The sequence below is a fragment of the Sphingomonas sp. NIBR02145 genome (assembly GCF_027359115.1).
Classification (GTDB): Bacteria; Pseudomonadota; Alphaproteobacteria; order Sphingomonadales; family Sphingomonadaceae; genus Sphingomonas; species Sphingomonas kyeonggiensis_A.
Window position 1 is genome coordinate 3930689 of record NZ_CP114791.1, and the last position, 21452, is coordinate 3952140.

At 66.8% G+C, this 21452-nt stretch carries 20 protein-coding genes; 3 read left to right on the plus strand and 17 right to left on the minus strand.

All coding sequences use genetic code 11. The annotated features are described in order from the left end of the window. The first annotated feature begins 31 nt into the window (after window positions 1-31). The gene (locus O3305_RS17845) at window positions 32-697 is read left to right on the plus strand and encodes a YoaK family protein (RefSeq protein ID WP_269573731.1); all 666 of its coding nucleotides are present in this window, start codon (window positions 32-34) and stop codon (window positions 695-697) included. Between the two features lie 80 nt (window positions 698-777). On the opposite strand, the gene lpdA is transcribed toward O3305_RS17845, so the two are convergent. From lpdA to O3305_RS17880, 7 genes are all read right to left on the minus strand, one after another. After that, a complete protein-coding gene (gene lpdA / locus O3305_RS17850; RefSeq protein WP_269573732.1) occupies window positions 778-2172 on the minus strand; it encodes a dihydrolipoyl dehydrogenase in 1395 nt (464 codons plus the stop codon). A 111-nt stretch (window positions 2173-2283) separates the two neighbouring features. Continuing rightward, complete coding sequence (odhB, locus tag O3305_RS17855; protein WP_269573733.1) at window positions 2284-3489, minus strand: 2-oxoglutarate dehydrogenase complex dihydrolipoyllysine-residue succinyltransferase; 1206 nt, start codon at window positions 3487-3489, stop codon at window positions 2284-2286. A 25-nt stretch (window positions 3490-3514) separates the two neighbouring features. Continuing rightward, complete coding sequence (locus O3305_RS17860; protein ID WP_269576553.1) at window positions 3515-6448, minus strand: 2-oxoglutarate dehydrogenase E1 component; 2934 nt, start codon at window positions 6446-6448, stop codon at window positions 3515-3517. A gap of 65 nt (window positions 6449-6513) precedes the next feature. After that, window positions 6514-7398, minus strand: a complete 885-nt coding sequence (sucD, locus tag O3305_RS17865) for a succinate--CoA ligase subunit alpha (RefSeq protein WP_269573734.1) — start codon at window positions 7396-7398, stop codon at window positions 6514-6516. A gap of 4 nt (window positions 7399-7402) precedes the next feature. Beyond that, entirely contained in the window at window positions 7403-8017 is a 615-nt protein-coding gene (locus tag O3305_RS17870; protein ID WP_269573735.1) for a hypothetical protein, read from the minus strand. A gap of 2 nt (window positions 8018-8019) precedes the next feature. After that, window positions 8020-8982, minus strand: a complete 963-nt coding sequence (mdh, locus tag O3305_RS17875) for a malate dehydrogenase (RefSeq protein WP_184161941.1) — start codon at window positions 8980-8982, stop codon at window positions 8020-8022. Between the two features lie 215 nt (window positions 8983-9197). Further along, a complete protein-coding gene (locus O3305_RS17880; protein ID WP_269573736.1) occupies window positions 9198-9605 on the minus strand; it encodes a VOC family protein in 408 nt (135 codons plus the stop codon). A gap of 52 nt (window positions 9606-9657) precedes the next feature. Here O3305_RS17880 and O3305_RS17885 point away from each other — a divergent pair, with 52 nt between their 5' ends. After that, complete coding sequence (locus O3305_RS17885; RefSeq protein WP_269573737.1) at window positions 9658-10206, plus strand: winged helix-turn-helix transcriptional regulator; 549 nt, start codon at window positions 9658-9660, stop codon at window positions 10204-10206. Here O3305_RS17885 and O3305_RS17890 read toward each other — a convergent pair. The 10 genes from O3305_RS17890 to sdhC form a co-directional block, all read right to left on the minus strand. Continuing rightward, window positions 10203-12035: a glycoside hydrolase family 2 protein gene (locus tag O3305_RS17890; protein ID WP_269573738.1), complete on the minus strand. Its 1833-nt coding sequence runs from the start codon at window positions 12033-12035 to the stop codon at window positions 10203-10205. The genes O3305_RS17885 and O3305_RS17890 overlap by 4 nt on opposite strands. Before the next feature lie 131 nt (window positions 12036-12166). Further along, entirely contained in the window at window positions 12167-13279 is a 1113-nt protein-coding gene (gene zapE / locus O3305_RS17895; RefSeq protein ID WP_269573739.1) for a cell division protein ZapE, read from the minus strand. Next, the gene (locus tag O3305_RS17900) at window positions 13276-13740 is read right to left on the minus strand and encodes a PaaI family thioesterase (protein WP_269573740.1); all 465 of its coding nucleotides are present in this window, start codon (window positions 13738-13740) and stop codon (window positions 13276-13278) included. The genes zapE and O3305_RS17900 overlap by 4 nt, the downstream gene beginning before the upstream one ends. Before the next feature lie 4 nt (window positions 13741-13744). Then, a complete protein-coding gene (locus O3305_RS17905; protein ID WP_184161923.1) occupies window positions 13745-14530 on the minus strand; it encodes a succinate dehydrogenase iron-sulfur subunit in 786 nt (261 codons plus the stop codon). A gap of 58 nt (window positions 14531-14588) precedes the next feature. Beyond that, window positions 14589-15191, minus strand: a complete 603-nt coding sequence (locus O3305_RS17910; RefSeq protein WP_269576554.1) for an ATP-dependent Clp protease proteolytic subunit — start codon at window positions 15189-15191, stop codon at window positions 14589-14591. A gap of 277 nt (window positions 15192-15468) precedes the next feature. Next, on the minus strand, window positions 15469-16443 hold the full coding sequence (locus O3305_RS17915; RefSeq protein WP_269573741.1) for a C13 family peptidase: 975 nt from the start codon (window positions 16441-16443) through the stop codon (window positions 15469-15471). Window positions 16444-16527: 84 nt separating this feature from the next. After that, entirely contained in the window at window positions 16528-17079 is a 552-nt protein-coding gene (locus tag O3305_RS17920; protein WP_269573742.1) for a hypothetical protein, read from the minus strand. A 226-nt stretch (window positions 17080-17305) separates the two neighbouring features. Beyond that, window positions 17306-19108 (minus strand): succinate dehydrogenase flavoprotein subunit, encoded by a 1803-nt coding sequence (gene sdhA, locus O3305_RS17925; protein ID WP_269576555.1) that lies wholly within the window; start codon window positions 19106-19108, stop codon window positions 17306-17308. Next, window positions 19105-19494, minus strand: a complete 390-nt coding sequence (gene sdhD, locus O3305_RS17930; RefSeq protein ID WP_269573743.1) for a succinate dehydrogenase, hydrophobic membrane anchor protein — start codon at window positions 19492-19494, stop codon at window positions 19105-19107. The genes sdhA and sdhD overlap by 4 nt, the downstream gene beginning before the upstream one ends. After that, window positions 19487-19870 carry a succinate dehydrogenase, cytochrome b556 subunit gene (gene sdhC, locus O3305_RS17935; protein WP_446745940.1) on the minus strand — a complete coding sequence of 128 codons (384 nt, stop codon included), beginning with the start codon at window positions 19868-19870 and terminating at the stop codon, window positions 19487-19489. Before sdhC ends, sdhD begins: the two co-directional genes overlap by 8 nt. A gap of 235 nt (window positions 19871-20105) precedes the next feature. Between sdhC and O3305_RS17940 the strand changes: the two genes are divergently transcribed. Continuing rightward, a complete protein-coding gene (locus O3305_RS17940) occupies window positions 20106-21449 on the plus strand; it encodes a methyl-accepting chemotaxis protein (RefSeq protein WP_260395968.1) in 1344 nt (447 codons plus the stop codon). Window positions 21450-21452: the final 3 nt, after the last annotated feature.

Below are 21452 nucleotides of genomic sequence, written 5' to 3' on the forward strand. Positions count from 1 at the left end.
TCAAATGCGCGGCTGGGGCATGAGGGCTGCCATGCAGCGTACAGAGTCCCCGCTCGTCGTCATCGCCATCTGCCTCGCCGCGCTTGCCGGCTTCGTCGATGCGCTGGCCTTTACCAGCCTGGGCGGTTTCTTCGCCTCGTTCATGAGCGGGAACACCACCCGCATGGCGGTGGGCCTGGGCAATGACATGCCCGGCGTCGCGGCGGTGGCGGGGGCATTGGTGATGAGCTTCATTAGCGGCGTGATCCTCGCCGCGGTGGTGACGCGCTGGCGCCAGGCGCGCTTCCGCGAGAGCATCATGGCGCTGGTGACGCTGCTGCTGGTGATCGCCGCGACGCTCGCCAGCCTGATGCCGGGGCCGCTCGTGCTGATCTTCCTGGCGATGGCGATGGGCTGCGAGAACGGCATCCTCCACCGCGAGGGCGAAGTGACGGTGGGCGTGACCTATATGACCGGATCGCTGGTCAAGCTGGGGCAGGGGCTCGCGGGCGCGCTGATGGGCGATCCCGATCGCTGGGCGTGGACGCGCTATCTGTTCCTGTGGCTCGGCTTCGTCGCCGGCGCGGTGATGGGCGCGGCGAGCCATGGTCGCTGGGGCTGGACGGCATTGTGGCTGGCGCCGATCGCCAGCGCGGTGCTCGCCTTTGCGCTGCTGCGCGTGCGGCCGAAGCTGAGCGGGCCCTGGGCGGTGCACTGAGACAAGAAAAAAGCCCCTCCCGGGTGGGGAGGGGCTTTTTCTGTCCATCATCCCTGCTTGCACCGGGATGACGCTTCCCGTCAGACGTGGATCGGCTTGCCCAGCACGGCCATGGCGGCTTCCTTGATCGCCTCGCTGTGCGTCGGGTGCGCATGGCAGGTATAGGCGATGTCTTCCGACGTCGCGCCGAACTCCATCGCCTGGGCGACCTGCGCGATCATCGTGCCGGCGACCGAGGTGATGATCCAGGTGCCGAGCACGCGATCGGTCTTGGCGTCGGCGATCACCTTCACCCAGCCGACCGTGTCGTCGATCGCCTTGGCGCGGCTGTTGCCGGCCATCGGGAACTTGCCGACCTTGACCTCGCCGCGCTCCTTGGCCTGCTCCTCGGTCAGGCCGACGCCGGCGATCTCGGGGTGGGTATAGACCACCGAGGGGATCACGTCGTGGTTCACGATGCCGGTGAGGCCGGCGATGTTCTCGGCGACCGCGATGCCTTCGTCCTCGGCCTTGTGCGCGAGCATCGGGCCCGGGATCACGTCACCGATCGCCCAGACGCCGTCGACCTTGGTGCGGAAGCTGTGGTCGGTCTCGACCTGGCCGCGCTTGTTCACTTCGAGGCCGATCTTGTCGAGGCCAAGGCCCTCGGTGTTCGGACGGCGGCCGATCGACACCAGCACGGCATCGGCTTCCAGCGTCTCGGCGGCGCCGCCGGCGGCGGGCTCGACCGTCACGGTGGCCTTGCCGCCATTGACGGTGACGCCGGTCACCTTGGTGGAGAGCTTGATCTCCATGCCCTGCTTCTTGAAGATCTTGGCGGCTTCCTTGCGGACGTCGCCGTCCATGCCCGGGAGCAGCTGGTCGAGGAACTCGACCACGGTCACCTTGGCGCCGAGGCGCTGCCAGACCGAGCCGAGCTCGAGGCCGATCACGCCGCCGCCGATGACGACCATGTGGCCGGGGACCTTGTCGAGCGCGATCGCGCCGGTCGAATCGACGACGACCTTCTGGTCGATCTCGACGCCGGGCAGCGGGGTGACCGAGGAGCCGGTGGCGATGACGATGTTCTTGGCGGTGACGGTGCGGTCGCCGACCTGGACGGTGTGCGCGTCGACGAAGGTGCCATAGCCCTTCACCCACTCGACCTTGTTCTTCTTGAACAGGAACTCGACGCCGCCGGTCAGGCCCTTCACGGCCTTGTCCTTGTCGGCCATCATGCCGACCAGGTCGAGCTCGACGCCGGTCAGCTTGATGCCGTGCTTGGCGAGGGTGCCGTTGACGGCCTCGTCGAACTTCTCCGACGCGTTGAGCAGCGCCTTGGACGGGATGCAGCCGACGTTGAGGCAGGTGCCGCCCAGCGTCTCGCGACCCTCGACACAACCGGTGCGCAGGCCCAGCTGCGCCGCGCGGATCGCCGCGACATAGCCGCCGGGGCCCGAACCGATCACCAGGACGTCGAAATCGTACTCAGCCATTTTTCACTCCGTTCGCCCTGAGCTTGTCGAAGGGCTGCCTGTCTTCCGTTCGAGAAGAGCGGTGCTTCGACAAGCTCAGCACGAACGGAAGATAGGGATGCGTTTCAGTTCTTACAGGTCGATCAGCAGACGGGTCGGATCCTCGATCGCGTTCTTGAGCGCGACGAGGAAGGTCACCGCCTCGCGGCCGTCGACCAGGCGGTGGTCGTAGCTGAGCGCGAGGTACATCATCGGGCGGACGACGACCTGGCCGTCGCGGACCACCGGGCGGTCCTCGATGCGGTGCAGGCCGAGCACGGCCGACTGCGGCGGGTTGATGATCGGGGTCGACATCAGCGAGCCGAACACGCCGCCGTTCGAGATGGTGAAGGTGCCGCCCTTCATCTCTTCCATCTTGAGCGTACCGTCCTTGGCGCGCTTGCCGAAGTCGCCGATCGTCTTCTCGATGCCGGCGACCGACAGGGTCTCGGCATCGCGGATCACGGGGACGACCAGGCCCTGCGGGGCCGATACGGCGACCGAGATGTCGCAATAGTCGTGATAGACGATCTCATCGCCCTCGATCGAGCCGTTGACGCCCGGGATGTCCTTGAGCGCCATGCAGGCGGCCTTCACGAAGAAGCCCATGAAGCCGAGGCGAACGCCGTGCTTCTTCTCGAACAAATCCTTGTACTTGGCGCGCGCCTCGATCACCGCGGTCATGTCCACGTCGTTGAACGTGGTGAGCATCGCGGCGGTGTTCTGCGCTTCCTTGAGGCGCTTGGCGACGGTCTGGCGGAGACGCGTCATCTTGACGCGCTCTTCCTTGCGGCCGCTCGCCGAAGCTGCCGGAGCAGCGGCGGGTGCCGGCGCGGCGGCCGGGGCGGGCTTGTTGCTCGCCGCGGTCAGCACGTCGTCCTTGGTCAGGCGGCCGTCCTTGCCGGTGCCCTGCACGGTCGACGGATCGACGCCGGTCTCGAGCACCGCGCGGCGCACCGACGGCGACAGCGCAGCGGCTTCCGAGCTTGCCGGAGCAGGCGCAGCGGCCGGAGCCGGCGCGGCAGCCGGGGCCGCGGCGGGCGCCGGAGCAGCGGCGGCGGCGCCGCCCTCGGTCACCACGGCGATCACCGCGCCGACCTCGACCGTGTCGCCGATCTTGACGAGCTGATCGCCCATCACGCCGGCAACCGGGCTGCCGACTTCGACCGAGACCTTGTCGGTCTCGAGGCTCGCGATCGGCTCGTCGAGCGCGACGGGGTCACCCGGGTTCTTCAGCCATTCACCAAGCGTGGCTTCGGTGATCGATTCACCCAGCACCGGGACTTTAACGTCTGCCATTGTCTTTCCTCGTTCCCTGGGGATCTCAGTTGTTGCGGGTCCGGCGAATTTCTTCGCGGACATTGTGACCAAGCGCGTCTGCGATCAGCGCGCCCTGTTCGGCCTGGTGGCGCTTCATCAGGCCGGTGGCGACCGCAGCGGCCGGCGCGCGGCCGGCATAGCGCGGACGCTGCACCTTGCACTTCGCCTCGGCCAGGCTGGCCTCGATGAAGGGCTCGACGAAGAACCAGTAGCCGTTGTTCTTCGGCTCTTCCTGCGCCCAGATCACTTCCTCGAGGTTGGTCATGCGCGCGATGCGCTTGGCCAGGGCCTCGCCCGGGAAGGGATAGAGCTGCTCGATGCGGACGATCGCGGTGTTCTTGTCACCGGCGGCGTCACGTGCCTCGATCAGGTCATAGGCGACCTTGCCGGTGCACAGCACCAGGCGCTTCACCTCGGTATCCGCCGGAGCCGACGGATCGCTGAGGATGCGCATGAAGTGGCTGTCGCCCAGGAAGTCCTCGGCCTTCGACACCGCCAGCTTGTGGCGGAGCAGCGACTTCGGGGTCATCTGCACCAGCGGCTTGCGGAAGGTGCGGTGCATCTGGCGGCGCAGCAGGTGGAAGTAGTTTGCCGGCGTCGTGATGTTGACGACCTGCATATTGTCTTCCGCGCAGAGCTGCAGATAGCGCTCCGGACGCGCCGAGCTGTGCTCGGGGCCCTGGCCTTCATAGCCGTGCGGCAGCAGCATCACCAGGCCGTTGGCGCGGAGCCACTTGGCCTCGCCCGCGGCGATGAACTGGTCGATCATGATCTGCGCGCCATTGGCGAAGTCGCCGAACTGCGCTTCCCACAGTACCAGCGTCTTCGGATCGGCAAGCGCATAGCCGTATTCGAAGCCGAGCACGCCATATTCCGAGAGCGGCGAATCGAGCACTTCGAAGGTGCCGTGCGGGATGGTCGAGAGCGGGATGTAGCGATGCTCATCCTTCTGATCGACCCAAACCGCGTGGCGCTGCGAGAAGGTGCCGCGGCCGACGTCCTGGCCCGAGAGACGGACGCCATAGCCTTCCGAGAGCAGCGAGCCGAAGGCCAGCGCTTCGCCGGTCGCCCAGTCGAAATTCTCGCCCGACGAGAACATCGCACGCTTCGCATCGAGCACGCGGCCCAGCGTCTTGTGGATCTCGAGGTCCGAGGGGACTTCGGTCAGCGTGCGGCCGAGGCTGTCGAACAGTTTCTTCTCGATGCCGGTCTCGACCGAGCGGCGTGCCGTCTCGGCATCGCCCGGAACCGACAGGCCCGACCAGCGGCCGCCGAACCAGTCCGCCTTGTTGGGGAGGTACGACTTGCCCGCTTCGAACTCGCCTTCGAGCAGCAGGTTGAACTGCTTCACCTTCTCGTCGACGAAGCCTTGGTCGATCGTGCCTTCGGCGATCAGCTTCTTCGAATAGACGACGCTGACCGACGGATGCTGGCGGATCGCCTTGTACATCAGCGGCTGGGTGAACGAGGGCTCGTCGCCTTCGTTATGGCCGAAGCGCCGATAGCACCACATGTCGATCACGACATCGCGCTTGAAGGTCTGGCGGAACTCGATCGCCATCTTGCAGGCGAAGGTGACCGCTTCGGGATCGTCGCCATTGACGTGGAAGATCGGCGCCTGGACGCCCTTTGCGACGTCCGACGGATAGGGCGAGGAGCGCGCGAACTGCGGGCTCGTCGTGAAGCCGATCTGGTTGTTGATGATGAAGTGGAGGCAGCCGCCGGTGTTGTAGCCGCGGATGCCCGAGAAGCCGAGGCACTCCCAGACGATGCCCTGGCCGGCGAACGCGGCGTCGCCGTGCAGCAGCACGGGCAGCGAACCGGTATGCGCTTCCAGGTCGTTGGCGATCGTCTGGATCGCGCGGGTCTTGCCGAGCACGACCGGATCGGCCGCTTCAAGGTGCGACGGGTTGGCGACCAGCGACATATGGACGCTGATGCCGTCGAACTCGCGGTCGGTGCTGGTGCCGAGGTGATACTTCACGTCGCCCGAGCCGCCGACGTCGTCCGGATTGGACGAGCCGCCCGAGAATTCGTGGAAGATCGCGCGATACGGCTTCGACATCACGTTGGTGAGCATGTTCAGCCGGCCGCGATGCGCCATGCCGTACACGATCTCGCGCACGCCGAGCTGGCCGCCATACTTGATGATGGCTTCCATCGCCGGGATCATCGCTTCGCCGCCGTCGAGGCCGAAGCGCTTGGTGCCGACATATTTCTTGCCGCAGAACTTCTCCCACTCCTCGGCCTCGATGACCTTGGAGAGGATCGCCTTCTTGCCGTCGGCGGTGAACTGGATGGCCTTGTCCTTGCCCTCCATCCGATCCTGGAGGAAGCGGCGCTCCTCGACATCGGCGATGTGCATGTACTCAAGGCCGACATTGCCGCAGTAATTGGCCTGCAGGATCGCGACGATCTCGCGCACGGTCGCCTTTTCCAGGCCGAGCGTGCCGCCGAGATAGATCGGGCGATCGAGATCGGCGCCGGTGAAGCCATGATATTCCGGCGTCAGGTCGGCAGGCAGGTCCTGGCGGGCCAGGCCGAGCGGATCGAGCGAAGCGGCGAGGTGGCCACGCACCCGGTAGGTGCGGATCAGCAGCATCGCGCGGATCGAATCGCCGGCAGCGCGGGCGATGTCTGCTTCCGACGCGGCCGGGCCGGCCGGCTTGGCAGGGGCAGCGCCGCCCTTGGCGGGCTTGGGCGCGGGCTCCATCTGGGTGGGATCGAGCCCGGCGGTGAGGGCATCCGTCTCGGCGAGCGGCCAGCGCGGGTTCGCCCAGCTGGGGCCCGAGGCCGCATCCTCGAGGCCATCGAAGAACTGCTGCCACTGCGGCTCGACGCCGGTCGGATCCGCCTTGTAGCGGCGGTACATCGTCTCGACGAAGGCGGGGCTCACACCGCCGGCGATCTCGTCGAAGTCCAGGCCCTCATAGCCCATAGTCAATTCCAGTCTGTGTTAGCGCTCCCATTCCGTGAAGGAGATAGGAGCGCGCACGTTACAATTCAGCCCTTGAGCACTTCGACCAGCGTGGAGCCGAGCTCCGACGGGCTGGCCGCGACGCGGATGCCCGCCTCTTCCATCTTCGCGATCTTTTCCTCGGCGCCGCCCTGGCCGCCCGAGACGATCGCACCGGCATGGCCCATGCGGCGGCCCGGAGGCGCCGTGCGGCCCGCGATGAAGCCGGCCATCGGCTTCTTGCGGCCACGCTTGGCCTCGTCGATCAGGAACTGCGCGGCTTCCTCTTCGGCCGAGCCGCCGATTTCGCCGATCATGATCATCGACTTGGTCTCGTCGTCCGCGAGGAACAGCTCGAGCACGTCGATGAAGTTGGTGCCGTTGACGGGGTCGCCGCCGATGCCCACCGCGGTGGTCTGGCCGAGGCCGGCATTGGTGGTCTGGAACACCGCCTCATAGGTGAGGGTGCCCGAGCGCGAGACGACGCCCACCGAGCCCTTCGAGAAGATCGAGCCCGGCATGATGCCGATCTTGCACTCGCCCGGGGTCAGCAGGCCGGGGCAGTTCGGGCCGATCAGGCGCGACTTCGAACCCGAAAGGGCGCGCTTCACCTTGACCATGTCGAGCACCGGAATGCCCTCGGTGATGCAGACGATCAGCGGCACTTCGGCGTCGATCGCCTCGAGGATCGAGTCGGCGGCGAAGGGCGGCGGCACGTAGATGACCGAGGCGTCGGCGCCGGTCTTGGTGACGGCTTCGGTGACGGTGTCGAACACGGGCAGGCCGATATGCTCGGTGCCGCCCTTGCCGGGGGTCACACCGCCGACCATCTGCGTCCCATAGGCGAGCGCCTGCTGGGTGTGGAAGGTGCCGGTCTCACCGGTCATCCCCTGGGTGATGACCTTGGTGTTCTTGTTGATCAGGATGCTCATGCGTTCACTGGGCTCCAGGCGCTTTGGATTCGGTTAGGGAGGAGGAGCGCAGCACGACCCAACCGCCATAGGCGGCGGCGGTCACGCGAACGTCCTCGCGAGCGGAAGTGGCAACCGACGCACCGACCGCGCTGGCGGTGGGGCGTGCGGAGAGCGGCACGGCGTCCTCGTTCGGCAGGACGAGCTTGCGTGCGGCGGGATAATCCTCGTCGGACAGCGCGTACCACAGCACGATGCAGCTATCGCCGATCGGAGTGTGGCTGGGCTGGGCGGTGGGCGGCAGCAGATAGAGCTGGCCACCGGAGATCCGGTAGATGGTGTTGGGCACCTGCGCCGCGGTGGGCGCGGGCAGCTTCTCGGCCTCGGCGCGCGTCGCGACGGTGCCGGCGCCGAGCGCGCGCTGCGCGGCGGCGGGCAGCGAGGCGAAGGTCATCGGTTCGGCGACGCTCTTGCTCAGCCGCACCGCGCCGCTGATGCAGGCGGCCTGGAACAGCGGCACCGGCTCGGCGGGCGCCGTGGGCGTGGCCTCCTGGGCCATTGCGGGCGCCGGCAACAGCGAAGCCGCGCTTGCACAGGCAAGCGCGGCGATCGCGAGCAGGCCGGAGCGCTGCGCAGTCATGATCAGGCGAGCGAGCCGTCGATCGCCTTGCAGGCGACCAGCAGTTCCTTCACCGCGTCGACCGAGACCGTCAGATTGGCCTTGGCCTCGTCCGACAGCTTGACCTCGACGATCTTCTCGACGCCGTCCTTGCCGAATAGCACCGGCACGCCGACGTAGAGATTGTCGACGCCGTACTGGCCGGTCAGGTGCGCGGCTGCGGGCAGGATGCGCTTCTGGTCGTAGAGATAGGCCTCGGCCATCGCGATCGCCGAGGTGGCGGGCGCATAGAAGGCCGAGCCGGTCTTGAGCAGCGCGACGATCTCGCCGCCGCCGCCGCGGGTGCGCTTGACGATCTCGTCGATCTTTTCCTTGGTCGAGAAGCCCATCTCGATCAGGTCGGCGACGGGGATGCCCGACACGGTCGAATATTCGAGGACCGGGACCATGGTGTCGCCATGGCCGCCGAGCACGAAGGTGTTCACGTCCTTGACCGACACGCCGAATTCCTCGGCGAGGAAGTGGCTGAAGCGCGCCGAGTCGAGCACGCCGGCCATGCCCACCACCTTGGTGTGCGGCAGGCCCGAGAATTCGCGCAGCGCCCAGACCATCGCGTCGAGCGGGTTGGTGATGCAGATCACGAACGCGTCGGGCGCATGGGCGGCGATGCCCTCGCCGACGGCCTTCATGACCTTGAGGTTGATGCCGAGCAGGTCGTCGCGGCTCATCCCCGGCTTGCGGGCGACGCCGGCGGTGACGATGATCACGTCGGCGCCCGCGATGTCGGCATAGTCGTTCGAGCCGATGATCTTGGCGTCGAAGCCCTCGACGGGGCCGCACTGCGACAGGTCGAGCGCCTTGCCCTGGGGCACGCCTTCGACGACGTCGAACAGGACGATGTCGCCCAGGCCCTTGAGTGCTGCGAGGTGCGCGAGCGTACCGCCGATGTTGCCGGCGCCAATCAGCGCGATCTTCTTGCGGGCCATGGATACTCCCTATGGGTCTGGTTCAACCGGACACCAGCACGCACGTACCGGCGTGCCGGTGAAAGCGGTGGCGGCTTAGGCCCATAATAGGAGAGTCGCAACCCATGAAAAAGGATGGGCCGCGATTATCTTTGCAACTAATTCGCAACTGCAATAAGGGGTTGCGCCGCCTTGCTCGCGGGCGCGCGGCGCTTCCCCGGCCCCGCGGATCGGGCTCAGCCGCCCTGCATCAGATCCTGGTAGAGCATCAGCGCATTGCCGTCGGGATCGTAGAAGGTGAGCAGCCGGACCATGCCCGGGATATCCTGGATCGGTCCATCCTGCCGCACGCCCGCGGAGTCGAGCACCTTCTGTGCCGCTTCGATGTCGACAACCCCGAAAGTGAGCGTCGCGCCGCCGCCCTGGATCACGCTCTCGCGCTGGGCAAGGCCGACATTGACGCGCGCCACCGGGCTTTCGAACTCGCACCAGGCGATCTCATCGACGCGGTAGAGCAGGTTCATCCCCAGAACGTCGCGATACCAGGCGATGCCGGCGTCGAGATCGGTGACGTTGATTGCGCAGGTCAGGCCGCCATCATAGCCGAGCGCGGCGCGGGCAGGGGCTTCAAGCGTGGTTGCCATCAGGATTCTCCGACTCTATGGTTACATTTATATAGTCGATATGAATTTGGTGATGGAGTCAATTCCCCCTGATCCCGCGCAGCTGCTGCGCACCCTGGAGTCCAATCGCTGGGCGATCCCGGTGCTGGCGCTGCTCCACCGCGAGCAGGGCGCGCGCTTCGCGGTGATGGCACGCGCGTTCGACCTGCCGCACAACAGCCTGTCGCGCTGTCTGGCGTATCTCAGGGAATGCGGCTGGGTGCTGCCCAACCCCGGCCATGGCCATCCGCTGCGCCCCGAATATGTGCTGAGCGATGCCGGCCGCCCGGTCGCGGCATTGTGCGGGCGGATCGAGGAAGCGCGGGCGCGGCTGCGGCTGGGGGCGGGCGACCTGCCGCGCTGGTCGCTGCCGCTGGTTGCCGGGTTGGGGCCGGACTGGACCCGCTTCGGCGCACTCCAGGCGCGGCTGGCCCCGGTCACCCCGCGCGCCCTCTCGACGACGCTCAAGGCAGTGATCGACGAGGAACTGGTCCGCCGCCGGCTCGAGGACCGCTACCCGCCGCTGCCGCTCTATGCGCTGACGAGGAAGGGGCAGGAGCTGGCGGCGGCGCTGGCGGCCTAACGCTCCGCCTTCTCTCGCGCGGCATAGTCATCGGCGAGCACGCCGAACGCCTGCTTGCGCTGGCCGGTCTCCGAGATCAGCCCCTTGCGGTTCCAGCCCTGCTGATAGACCGGGTGCTGGCGGCGCGGGGAGCGGAAGTCCTTGAGGATCCAGGGGCTGAGGCCGCGCAGGAACGGCACCTTGGCCGCCATCTCCAGGGTGCGGCGATAATATTCGGCCTGATATTCCTCGCTGAACTTGTGCGGGGCCGCGGCGCCGTCGTGATAGCCATAGAGCGCATCGGCACCAAACTCGGAGAAGATCAGCGGCTTGGTCACCGGGCTGGCCCAGGTGAAGCTCGGGATCGCGGCGAGCGGGTCATCCGAATACCAGCCATTGTAGGTGTTGATCGCCATCACATCGAGATCGCCGACCAGCGGATCGTTGATCCGCATCTCCTTGCCCTTGCGATCGCTGAGCAGCGCGGCGGTGACGAGCCGGCTGTCGTCGAGCGCGCGGACATCCCCGATCAGCGTGCGGAGGAAGGCGTTGCGGGCGTCCGATACCGGCGTTTCATTAGCGACGCTCCACAGCACGATCGCAGCGCGGTTGCGGTCGCGGCGGATATTCTCGGCGATCATCCGGCGCGCGGTGGCGAGCGTATCGGCATTGCCCCAGGCGACGCGCCAATAGACCGGCACTTCGCTCCATACGAGCAGGCCCATCTCGTCGGCGAGGCGGGTGGTGCCCTCGTCATGCGGATAATGCGCCAGGCGCACGAAATTGCCGTGCAGACCCTGCTTGATCTCGGAGAACAGCGCCCGCGCGGCGGCGGGGCTCATCGCACGGACGGGATCCTTGCCGAGCTCCTCCTCGTGCGTCGAGATGCCGCGCAGGAAGATCGACTTGCCGTTGAGCAGGATCCGGTCGCCCTGCACTTCGATCGTACGGAAGCCGACGCGATCGGCGAAGCGGTCCGCGCCAGAGGCGATCTCGACGTCGTAGAGCTTCGGATTCTCCGGAGACCAGCGCTGCAGCCCGCGCGGCGTCGGCAGGCTGGCGCTCCATCTCCCTTCGCCATCGGTACGCCCTTCGAGCGTGGCGCCGAGCGCGGGGATGGCGAGGCGGATCGGTGCGTTCGCGGCCTGCGACCCGAGCAGTTGCGCCGAGACTGCGATGCGGCCGTCCTTGCCGAGCCGTACGAACGCATCGTCCACGAACGTCTCGGGCACGGTGACCAGGCGCACCGAGCGGGTGATGCCGCCATAGGTCTCCCAGTCGGTGACCGGCGGCGGCACGTCGCTGTCGGTGCGGGCGGAATCGACGCCCACGGTGATCTGGTTGCTGCCCGGGCGCAGCCTGTCGGTCACGTCGAAGGCGAAGGGGGTGAAGGCGCCGACATGCTTGCCGACCGGCTTGCCGTTGAGGAACACGCTGGCGGCGTAATCAGCGCTGCCGAAGCGCAGATAGACGCGCTTGCCCGGGGTGACCGGCGTGTAGTCGAAAGTCCGCTGGTACCAGACCAGGCCCTGATAATAGCGCATCTCCGGGGCATGACCGATCCAGCCGCCGGGCAGGTGCGTGATCGCCGAGCGCTGCATGTCGAACTCGAACAGCGCGGTCGGGCGCTTCTCGGCTTCCTCGGCCTGGATCTTGTCCTGGTAGCGCGCGGTGCTTTCCGAAGGCGGACCGCCATGGAAGCCCGCGACGCCATCGCGATAGGGATCGACCGACCAGTGCCAGGCGCCGTCCAGGCTCTGGCCCGGGCGAAGGTCGGCCGCGACCAGGGTCTGCGCCGAAGCGCTCATGGGTGCCAGTAACGCCGCAAGCGCGAACCCGATCAGGCGCATAGTCTCTCCCTATTTTGCTTTTGCGGGGAGCCTATCGCGGGTCAGGCCATTCGGCCAGACCAATATATCGGGATTGGTTGCTTCTGCGCCCCTCCCTGGAAGGGAGGGGGACTTGCATACGGATGCTCGCCCTATTGCTCGCCGTGGCCCTCGGCCAGGTAGGTATCCGAGCGCATTTCCATCAGGCGGCTGACGGTGCGGTCGAACTCGAAGCGGCCGTCGCCCGTCTCGTACAGGTCCTGCGGCTCGGCATCGGCGGCGGCGAGCAGCTTGACCTTGTGCTCGTAGAGCGCGTCGATCAGCGTAACGAAGCGCGCCGCCTCGTTGCGGTTCTCCGGCCCCAGCTTGGGGATGCCGACCAAGATCACCGTGTGGAAGCGCCGGGCGATGGCGAGATAGTCGGCGGCGCCGCGCGCCTCGCCGCACAGTCGCTTGAACGAGAAGACGGCGACGCCCTTCAGGCATTTCGGCACGTGCAGCTCGCGCCCGCCCTGCACCGGCAGCTCGCAGGTCGGGACATGGGCGCGGTCCTCGACCGGATAATCGGTGAGGCGGAAGAACGCTTCGGAGAGCTGCCTGGTCGCTTCTGGTCCGTTCGGCACCAGCCAGGTATCCATCCGCCCCAGGCGATCGAGCCGATAGTCGGTCGGGCCGTTCAGCGTCAGCACGTCCATCTTCGCCTCGATCAGCTCGATGAAGGGGATGAACAGCTGGCGGTTGAGCCCATCCTTATAGAGATCGCGCGGCGCCCGGTTTGAGGTGGCGACCATGGTGAGGCCGTGGCCCATCATCTCGGTGAACAGGCGCGAGAGGATCATCGCGTCGGCGGGGTTGTTGACCACCATCTCGTCGAAGGCGAGCAGGCGGGTGTCCTCGACCATCGCATCGGCGACCGCGACGACGGGATCGCGCGTGTCCTTCTTGCGCTCTTCGTTGAGCCGCTCATGCACTTCGAGCATGAACTCGTGGAAATGGACGCGGCGCTTCCGGCGGATGTTCACCGTCTCGTAGAACAGGTCCATCAGCATCGACTTGCCGCGGCCGACGCTGCCCCAGATGTAGAGCCCGCGCGGCGGCTCGGGCAGGCGGCCGAGTGCGCGCCACAGGATGCTGCCCTTTTTCGGCACCGCTTCCAGTTCGCCGGCCAGGCTGTTCAGCCGTTCGGCGGCGGCGGCCTGTTCGGGGTCGGGGCGAAGCTCGCCCGCGGCAACAAGGGCACGGTATTTCTCGATTACGCTGGTCATGATCTGGGCGGGGGCGAACTCTTGCGGATGGTGCCGAGGAAGCTGGCGACGGTCACATCGCCCTGACGGACCACGCCGCGCAGGAAGAGCATCCGGCCGGTCTCGCGCAGCAGGTCGATCTCGGCTTCGGTATCGGTGCCGATCGCACCGCCGGCGATGAACTGGATCGACATGTCGACGGTGGAGGCGGGGCCGGCAAGTACGCCCAGCCCGCGCGCGGCGGCGAACAGCGCCATGTCGATGAAGCCGGCCAGCGCGCCGCCATGGATATGGTCGCGCAAATTGGAGTGCTGGCGCTCGAAGCGGTGGCGGACCAGCGCAGTGCGCTCACCGCTCGCCTTCACCGAAAGCGAGCCGATGAAGCTGTTGAACCGGCCCTGGTCCAGAATCTGCCAGCGCTTCCAGCCCGGCAGGTCCGGATCATCTTCGTAGAAGAAATGCTCGGGGCCGGGCTGGTTCACAGGATCAGAGCGTGCGCTCGGCTTCCATCTTCTTGATCTCGGCGATCGCCTTGCCCGGGCTCAGGCCCTTCGGGCAGACGTTCGAGCAGTTCATGATCGTGTGGCAGCGATAGAGGCGGAACGGATCCTCGAGATTGTCGAGGCGCTCGCCGGTCATCTCGTCGCGCGAGTCGGCCAGCCAGCGATAGGCCTGGAGCAGGATCGCCGGACCGAGAAACTTGTCGCTGTTCCACCAGTAGCTCGGGCACGAGGTCGAGCAGCAGGCGCACAGGATGCACTCGTACAGGCCGTCGAGCTTCTCGCGGTCGGCCGGCGACTGGAGGCGCTCCTTGCCCGAGGGCGTGGTCGACACGGTCTGCAGCCACGGCTTGATCGAGGCGTACTGCGCATAGAAGTGGGTGAAGTCAGGGACGAGATCCTTGATCACGTCCATGTGCGGCAGCGGGGTGATGCGGATGTCGCCCTTGATGTCCTCGATCGCGGTGGTGCAGGCGAGGCCGTTGCGCCCGTCCATGTTCATCGAGCACGAGCCGCAAATGCCTTCGCGGCACGAGCGGCGGAAGGTCAGCGAGCTGTCCTGCTCCGACTTGATCTTGATGAGCGCGTCGAGGACCATCGGGCCGCATTCGTCGAGGTCGATCTCGAACGTGTCGTAGCGCGGATTCTCGCCCGAATCCGGATCGTAGCGGTAGATCTTGAACTTCTTGACGTTCTTCGCGCCCGGGTCCGCCTTGTGCTCCTTGCCCTTGGTGGAGATGCGGCTGTTCTTGGGAAGGCGGAATTCGGCCATCGAGGGGTTCCTTATGCTTGGCCGCGCGATAGCCAATCGAACCGCCGGGCTCAACCTCTCAGATGATATCAAGCACCAGACCGAGCGAACGGGCCTCTTCCGCCTCGATATACCAGTTGGCCGGCGCGCGCTCGGCGAGGGATTCGAAACGCACGCTTGAGCCGGCAATGATGGCGCGGAAACCCTCTTCCTCGATCCGCACCGATTCCTCGATCTCGTGCAGCTTGGCCTTGAGGCTGGCGACCTGCATGCGCAGCGGTCCGGACAGATCGAGCGTCGACTGGATCTGGCGCTCATGGATCATCAACCGGGTGCCGCGGGTGAGGAAGCGCTTGTCGGCGGGGAAGGCGGCCATGAAGGTCGCGCCGGCGGAGTAGACGGCGACCTTGCCGAGGAAGAGCGTCTCGCGGCCAGAATAGTCGCGCAGCAGGCGGATCTCGTCGCCCATCAGCCGGGCGACTTCGGGATCGCCGCCGAGCGTGGAAAGCGAGACGACGAGGCTGCCTTCGCGCGGGGCGGCGGCGAGCTGTTCGCGGAAGCTGGCATACATCGCCTGGTCGACCGGGCCGGACAGGGCGACGTGCGGACGGGCGAGCAGCGGGTAGCGCGCGGCCTGGCCGTCGTCCTGCGGGGTGGCGGGGGAGTCGATCGCGTCGGTCATCGCCGCGGTAACTTCCGCGATCGGATCGGGTTCCAGTGGCGCGGGCGGAAGCGTGGGGGCCGCGGGCCGGGGTGCGATTACCCGGCGCCGAGCTTCGCGCCGCTCGACCCAGCGACGGACCAGGAAGGCGAAGCCGAAGGTGATCAGCAGGCCGAGCCCGACCTGGAGCACGCGATTGCGGAAGCCGCCGGGAAGCGCCTTCTGGATCGCCGCGGGGATCTGGTGTTCCAGATCGCCCGGGATCAACCGCTCCAGAAGGGTTTCCTCGGCTGCCATGCTATCCGCCGCGTTTGAGCATGTCGGTCGCCGGGCGGCCGACGGGTGGGGTATCCGTTTGCGGCATGCGCGCCTCGAGCGGGGCGAGCCAGGTCGCGACGTCCGCGCCGATCGTCACTTGCGGGTTGGACGGCATGACGCGCGCCATGCTTTCCCAGTCGTTGATCAGCATGCGCGCCTCGTCCGATGCCTTTTCGAGCGGCTGGCCCTTGCGCAGCGCATGGTTGATCATCGCATCGCCGAAGAAGGTCCAGTCATTGTCCGCCTGGCAGCCGAACGAGGTCCGGTCGGACGACGCAGCGGTGAACAGCGCGGTGGTGGGGCTGGAGAGCGGGCTGACGAAGATGCCCGAATAGCAGGCCGAGAGGATCAGCAGCCGGTTCTTGATACCGAGTTCGTCGAGGAGGGATTCGAGCCGCCGGGGGCTGAGGATGCCATAGCCCTCGTCGCCGTCATGATAAGCGATGCCAACCTTGGCGCCGTGGCTCGTGGTGTAGAGGACGAGGACGTCCTGCTCCTTGTCCATCACCTCGGCGATGCGGGCGAGGGCGAGGGTGAGGCTGGTGAGCGACCCGTTCGGCAGCTCGCTCGGCATGGCGCCGGCGGTGCCGCCCAGCACGATCGTCCGGCCGGCGGCATCGAAGCGGCGCGAAAGCACCTTGCCGGCCTCGCGCGCCTCGCGCCCGAACACCGGATCGCTGTCGAGCGCGACCGAGACGACATAGGCGTCGACCAGCGTCTTGCGCTGCGGCTGGAGCGCGTTGAGCGCGACGTTGAGCTTGCGGGTATCGGCGAGCATCGCCCTGGCCGAGCGCCCGCGCTGGAGCTCGGGGCCGGGATCGAGCCCTTCGATGCCGTCGGGCCCGGAGACCATCCCCGGCCAGTCCGCCTTGTGCTCGGGCGCCTTGTACTGGGCGGCGGCGGGCGTGACGGCGAGCGCGGCAACCGCCGCAAGCATGGCGAACGCGATACGCATGGGCAGGCGAGAACCCCCGATTTAGTTAACGACCACTCTCGCGGGTGCGAGAGCGGTGTCAAGCCATCTGGGGAGCGCCGTGCCTCAATGCCAGATGGCGGTGAGCGGATAGACCGCGATCAGCCAGGCCAGGCAGGCGATGACGATCCGCCGGTCCCGCGCCGCGATCGCGAGCAGGATCACCGGGAAGAAGGACCAGGTGAGGACGAAGAGCCGGAAGGTGAACATGCCCTTTGTGCCGGCCAAACCGATCGTCGTCGCAATCAGCGCGATATTGCAGAGCAGCACGGCGGACAGCACCTTGCCGCGGTGCCGGTCGAAATAAAGGTCGAGATCGCCCCATTCCTCGGGATCGTCGGGGAAGATCAGCGAGGCGGCGACATAATAGACCGCGGTCACCAGGAAACCGCAGAACAGCACCGGCCAGTTGAGCGGCAGCAGATCGCGCAACGCCCAGCCATACATCCAGAAGGACACGACGTCGCAGGAGACGAAGACCCCGAGCAGGATGGTCGCCCAGCCGATCCGCACCTTGTGGCTGGCCTTGAGCGCGCGGGAGAGCCCGCCAAGCCCCTCGGCAAGCGCGAGGCCGAGCAGCAGCCCGAAGAAACTGAAGATGAATTCGAATGCGCTCATTGGTGCCCCCTTGTCGGTTCACTTTCGTGGGGGGCGGGGCGGTGTCAAGCGCCCGAGAGCGGCACCGGCGATGTCGAAGGGGACGACTGCATCGGCGCGCTCCATTGCGTCGCAGCCAGTCTGGCGGTGCATGATCGCCGTTCAAAAGGAGCTATTGTGCAGACGACAAGAAAAGGGCCCGCTCGCGCCTGGCGAACGGGCCCTTTCGGAAACCGCTGTCGAGGGATCAGTACACCCGCTTCTTCGGCTTGATGTACTCGATCTCGTCGGTGAGCGTGTAGTCGTGGACCGGGCGGTAATCGATGGTCGTCGCGCCGCCCTTGCCGCCCCAGCCCTCGAAGGTGGCGACGGTGTGCTTCATCCAGTTCTTGTCGTCGCGCTCGGGGAAGTCCTCGTGCATGTGCGCGCCGCGGCTTTCCTTGCGGTTGGCGGCGCACTCGATGGTGACGACGGCCTGGCCGATCAGGTTGTCGAGCTCAAGCGTCTCGACCAGGTCGGTGTTCCAGATCAGCGAGCGGTCCTGGATGCCCACATCCTGGAAGCCCTTATAGACTTCCTTCATGTGCTCGACGCCTTCCGCCAGCAGCGCGCTGTCGCGGAACACGGCGCAGTGGCGCTGCATCGTCTTCTGCATGTCGGCGCGGATCTGCGCGGTGGGCTTTTCGCCCTTGGCGTTGCGGAAGTGATCGAGGCGGCCGAGCGCGAACTCCTCCGAACCCTTGGGAAGCTCGTTGTGCTTCATGCCGGGCTTGAGCAGCTCCTTGAGGCGGAGACCGGTGGCGCGACCGAACACGACGAGGTCGATCAGCGAGTTGGAGCCGAGGCGGTTGGCGCCGTGGACCGACACGCAGGCCGCTTCGCCGACCGCGAACAGGCCGGGGACGACCGAGTCCGGATCGCCGTCCTTATTGCGGACGACTTCGCCGTGATAGTTCGTGGGGATGCCGCCCATATTATAGTGGACGGTCGGCACCACCGGCAGCGGCTGGCGGGTCAGGTCGACGCCGGCGAAGATCTTGCCGGTCTCGGTGATGCCCGGCAGGCGCTCGTGCAGGATCTTCGGATCGATATGGTTGAGGTGAAGGAAGATGTGATCCTTCTCCTTGCCGACGCCGCGGCCCTCGCGGATTTCCATCGCCATCGAGCGCGCGACGACGTCGCGGCTGGCAAGGTCCTTGGCCGACGGGGCATAGCGCTCCATGAAGCGCTCGCCCTCGGAGTTGGTCAGGTAGCCGCCTTCACCGCGTGCGCCCTCGGTGATGAGGACGCCGGCGCCGTAGATGCCGGTCGGGTGGAACTGGACGAACTCCATGTCCTGCAGCGCGATGCCCGCGCGCAGCGCCATGCCGTTGCCGTCGCCGGTGCAGGTGTGCGCCGAGGTCGCCGACTGGTAGACGCGGCCGCCGCCGCCGGTGGCGAGCACCACGGCATGCGAACGGAAGCGGTGGATCGAGCCGTCTTCCATGCACAAGGCGATCACGCCGCGGCAGGCGCCATCTTCCATGATCAGGTCGAGCGCGAAATATTCGACGTAGAAGTCGGCGTCATACTTCAGGCTCTGCTGGTAGAGCGCGTGGAGCATGGCGTGGCCGGTACGGTCCGCCGCGGCGCAGGTGCGCTGCACGGGCGGGCCTTCGCCCATGTTCTGCATGTGGCCGCCGAACGGGCGCTGGTAGATCGTGCCATTGTCGTTGCGGCTGAACGGCACGCCGGCATGCTCGAGCTCATAGACCGCAGCCGGAGCCTCGCGGACCATGTACTCGATCGCGTCCTGGTCGCCGAGCCAGTCGGAGCCCTTGACGGTGTCGAACATGTGCCACGACCAGTGATCGGGCGTGTTGTTGCCGAGGCTCGCCGCGATGCCGCCCTGGGCGGCGACGGTGTGCGAGCGGGTGGGGAACACCTTGGTGATGCAGGCGGTCTTCAACCCGGCCTCGGCGCAGCCCATGGTGGCGCGCAGGCCCGAACCGCCGGCGCCGACGACGACGGCATCATAGGTGTGGTCGATGATCTTGTAGGCGGACATCAGAGCGCAGCTCCTGCCGTGAAGGCGATCTTGAGAATCGAGAAGATGGCGAGCGTGCCGGTCGTCAGCGTGAAGAAGTTCAGCAGCACCATCAGCACGATGTGCACTTCGTCATGGATATAGTCTTCGATCACCACCTGCAGGCCGAGGCGGAAGTGATAGAAGGTGGCGATGACGAGCAGGATCAGCGGCACCGCGACCTGGGTCTGAGCCAGCCAGTGGCGGACCGTCTCGAAATCATAAGCCGGCAGCAGCGCGACGCTGAGCACGAACCACAGAGTGAGGATCAGGTTGGCGCCGCCGGTCAGCCGCTGGTGCCACCAGTGATGCGCGCCTTCCTTGGCGGAGCCGAGGCCGCGGACCTTGCCGATGCTGGTGCCGTTACCCATTGGTCTTACCCCAGATGATGAAGCCCCAGAAGGCGATGGTGAGGAGGATCGCGGCGACATAGGTCAGCAGCGCGGTCGTCTTGTTGGCCTTGAGCTCGAAATTGGCGCCCTGGTCCAGGAAGAAGTGGCGCACGCCGGTGCTCAGGTGCTGGAAGAAGGAGTAGGTAAGGCCGATTCCGAAGACATAGCCGACGATGTTGAGCGCGCCGGACTTCACCGTGAACACGTCGAGGAAGCAGGCATAGGCCGCCGGGCCGGAAGCCAGCGCGACAAGCCACCAGACGAACAGGATCGTCCCCACGGTCGCCAGCCCGCTGCCGGTGACGCGGTGCGTGATCGAGGCCGCCATCGATGGGCCCCATTTCCAGATCGACATATGCGGCGACAGGGGTCGCGCGGTGTTGCGCACATTGGCCAAGATTGAAGTCCTTCCTCGGTCGGTGCCCGTCTCCTTAGTCCGCATGTCGCCGGATGCAAGCTGGCATGCGCAACATCGGGCCTTGACTAACCCGGTCTTAACCAGTTCGCCCGCATATCGCGGAGCAAGTGGCCGATCGTCCCGCGGCCGCACAGGGGACTGTTCCGTGACCAACGCCGTTTCGTCCGAAGACCTGCCCATGCCGGGCACCGTAGCCGCCCGCATCGATGTGCGCGCGCGCCTGCGCATCTTCGATATCGAAGGATCGCTCGCCGCTTCCGGCCGGGCCGCCTGGGAAGCGCTGGAGCCCGAGATCCGCGCGGTTTCCGAAGCCTATTGGCATCAGTGGCTGCGCTGCTTCGCCGATGAGCGCAACTGGGCGCCCGACGATACGCAGAAGATGATCGATGTCGGCGTGGTCTTCCTCAAGAACCGTTTCCTCGATCCCGAAGGCCGTGCCTGGATCGAGTCGATCGAGCGTTCGGTTGCCGCTGCCTATGCCGCCAATGTGCCGCCGATGGCGCTGCTTTCGATGATCAGCGCGAGCGACCGGGCGGCGCTCGAGATCCTGATCCGCCGTGTCGGCGCCGAGAATGCGCGACTCGCCGGGCTGATCGACACGCTGATGCGGCTGTCGGCGCTGGAAGGCGACATCACGGTCGAGATCTACAACATGTACCGCGAACACAGCGCCCAGGCGGCGCGCGACCGGCTCGCCGAGGATTTCCGCGACTCGATCGGCGGCACCGTCCAGCGCGCCTCGCGCGAAGGCGAGCAGCTCCGCGTCCAGGCCAGCCACACCTCCGCTTCGGCGCGCGGGATGCTGGGCAAGGCGTCGGAAGTCGCCGCTGCGGCCGAGCAGTCGGCGGTGGCGATGCGCGAGGCGGCGCAGACCGCCGCGGGCCTGATCCGTGCGATCGAGGACGCACGCATGGAAGTGGAAGCAGCAGCGGGTATCGCCACGCGCGCTTCGAGCCAGGCGACCGATGCGGTGGGCATGAGCGAAGCGCTCAGCGACCACGCCAAGTCGATTGAATCGATCCTCGGCCTGATCCGCGACATTGCCGGCCAGACCAACCTGCTCGCGCTCAACGCGACGATCGAGGCGGCTCGTGCCGGCGACGCCGGCCGCGGCTTCGCGGTGGTCGCGCAGGAAGTGAAGAGCCTGGCCAACCAGACCGCCCGCGCCACCGACGACATCGCCGCCAAGATCGCGGCGATCCAGTCGGCGACCAAGAGCACGGTGGAGACCAATGCCTCGATCCGCTCGACGGTGACCGAGGTGCAGGAAAGCGCCAACCGCATCCGTGTCGCGATGGAAGTCCAGGCGCAGACCGTGACCGCGATCACCGCGGCGGTCGACGAGACGGCGCTAGCCGCCGACTCGATGTCCGCCACGATCGGCGCGATCCGCGAGGATACCGAAGCCGTGGCGAGCGAGATCGACCGGGTCGGCCAGGGCTTTGCCGCGCTCGAGGGGCAACTCGGCAGCCTGAAGGGCAGCGCCAGCGATTTCATCGCCAAGGTCGCGGCCTGAGGG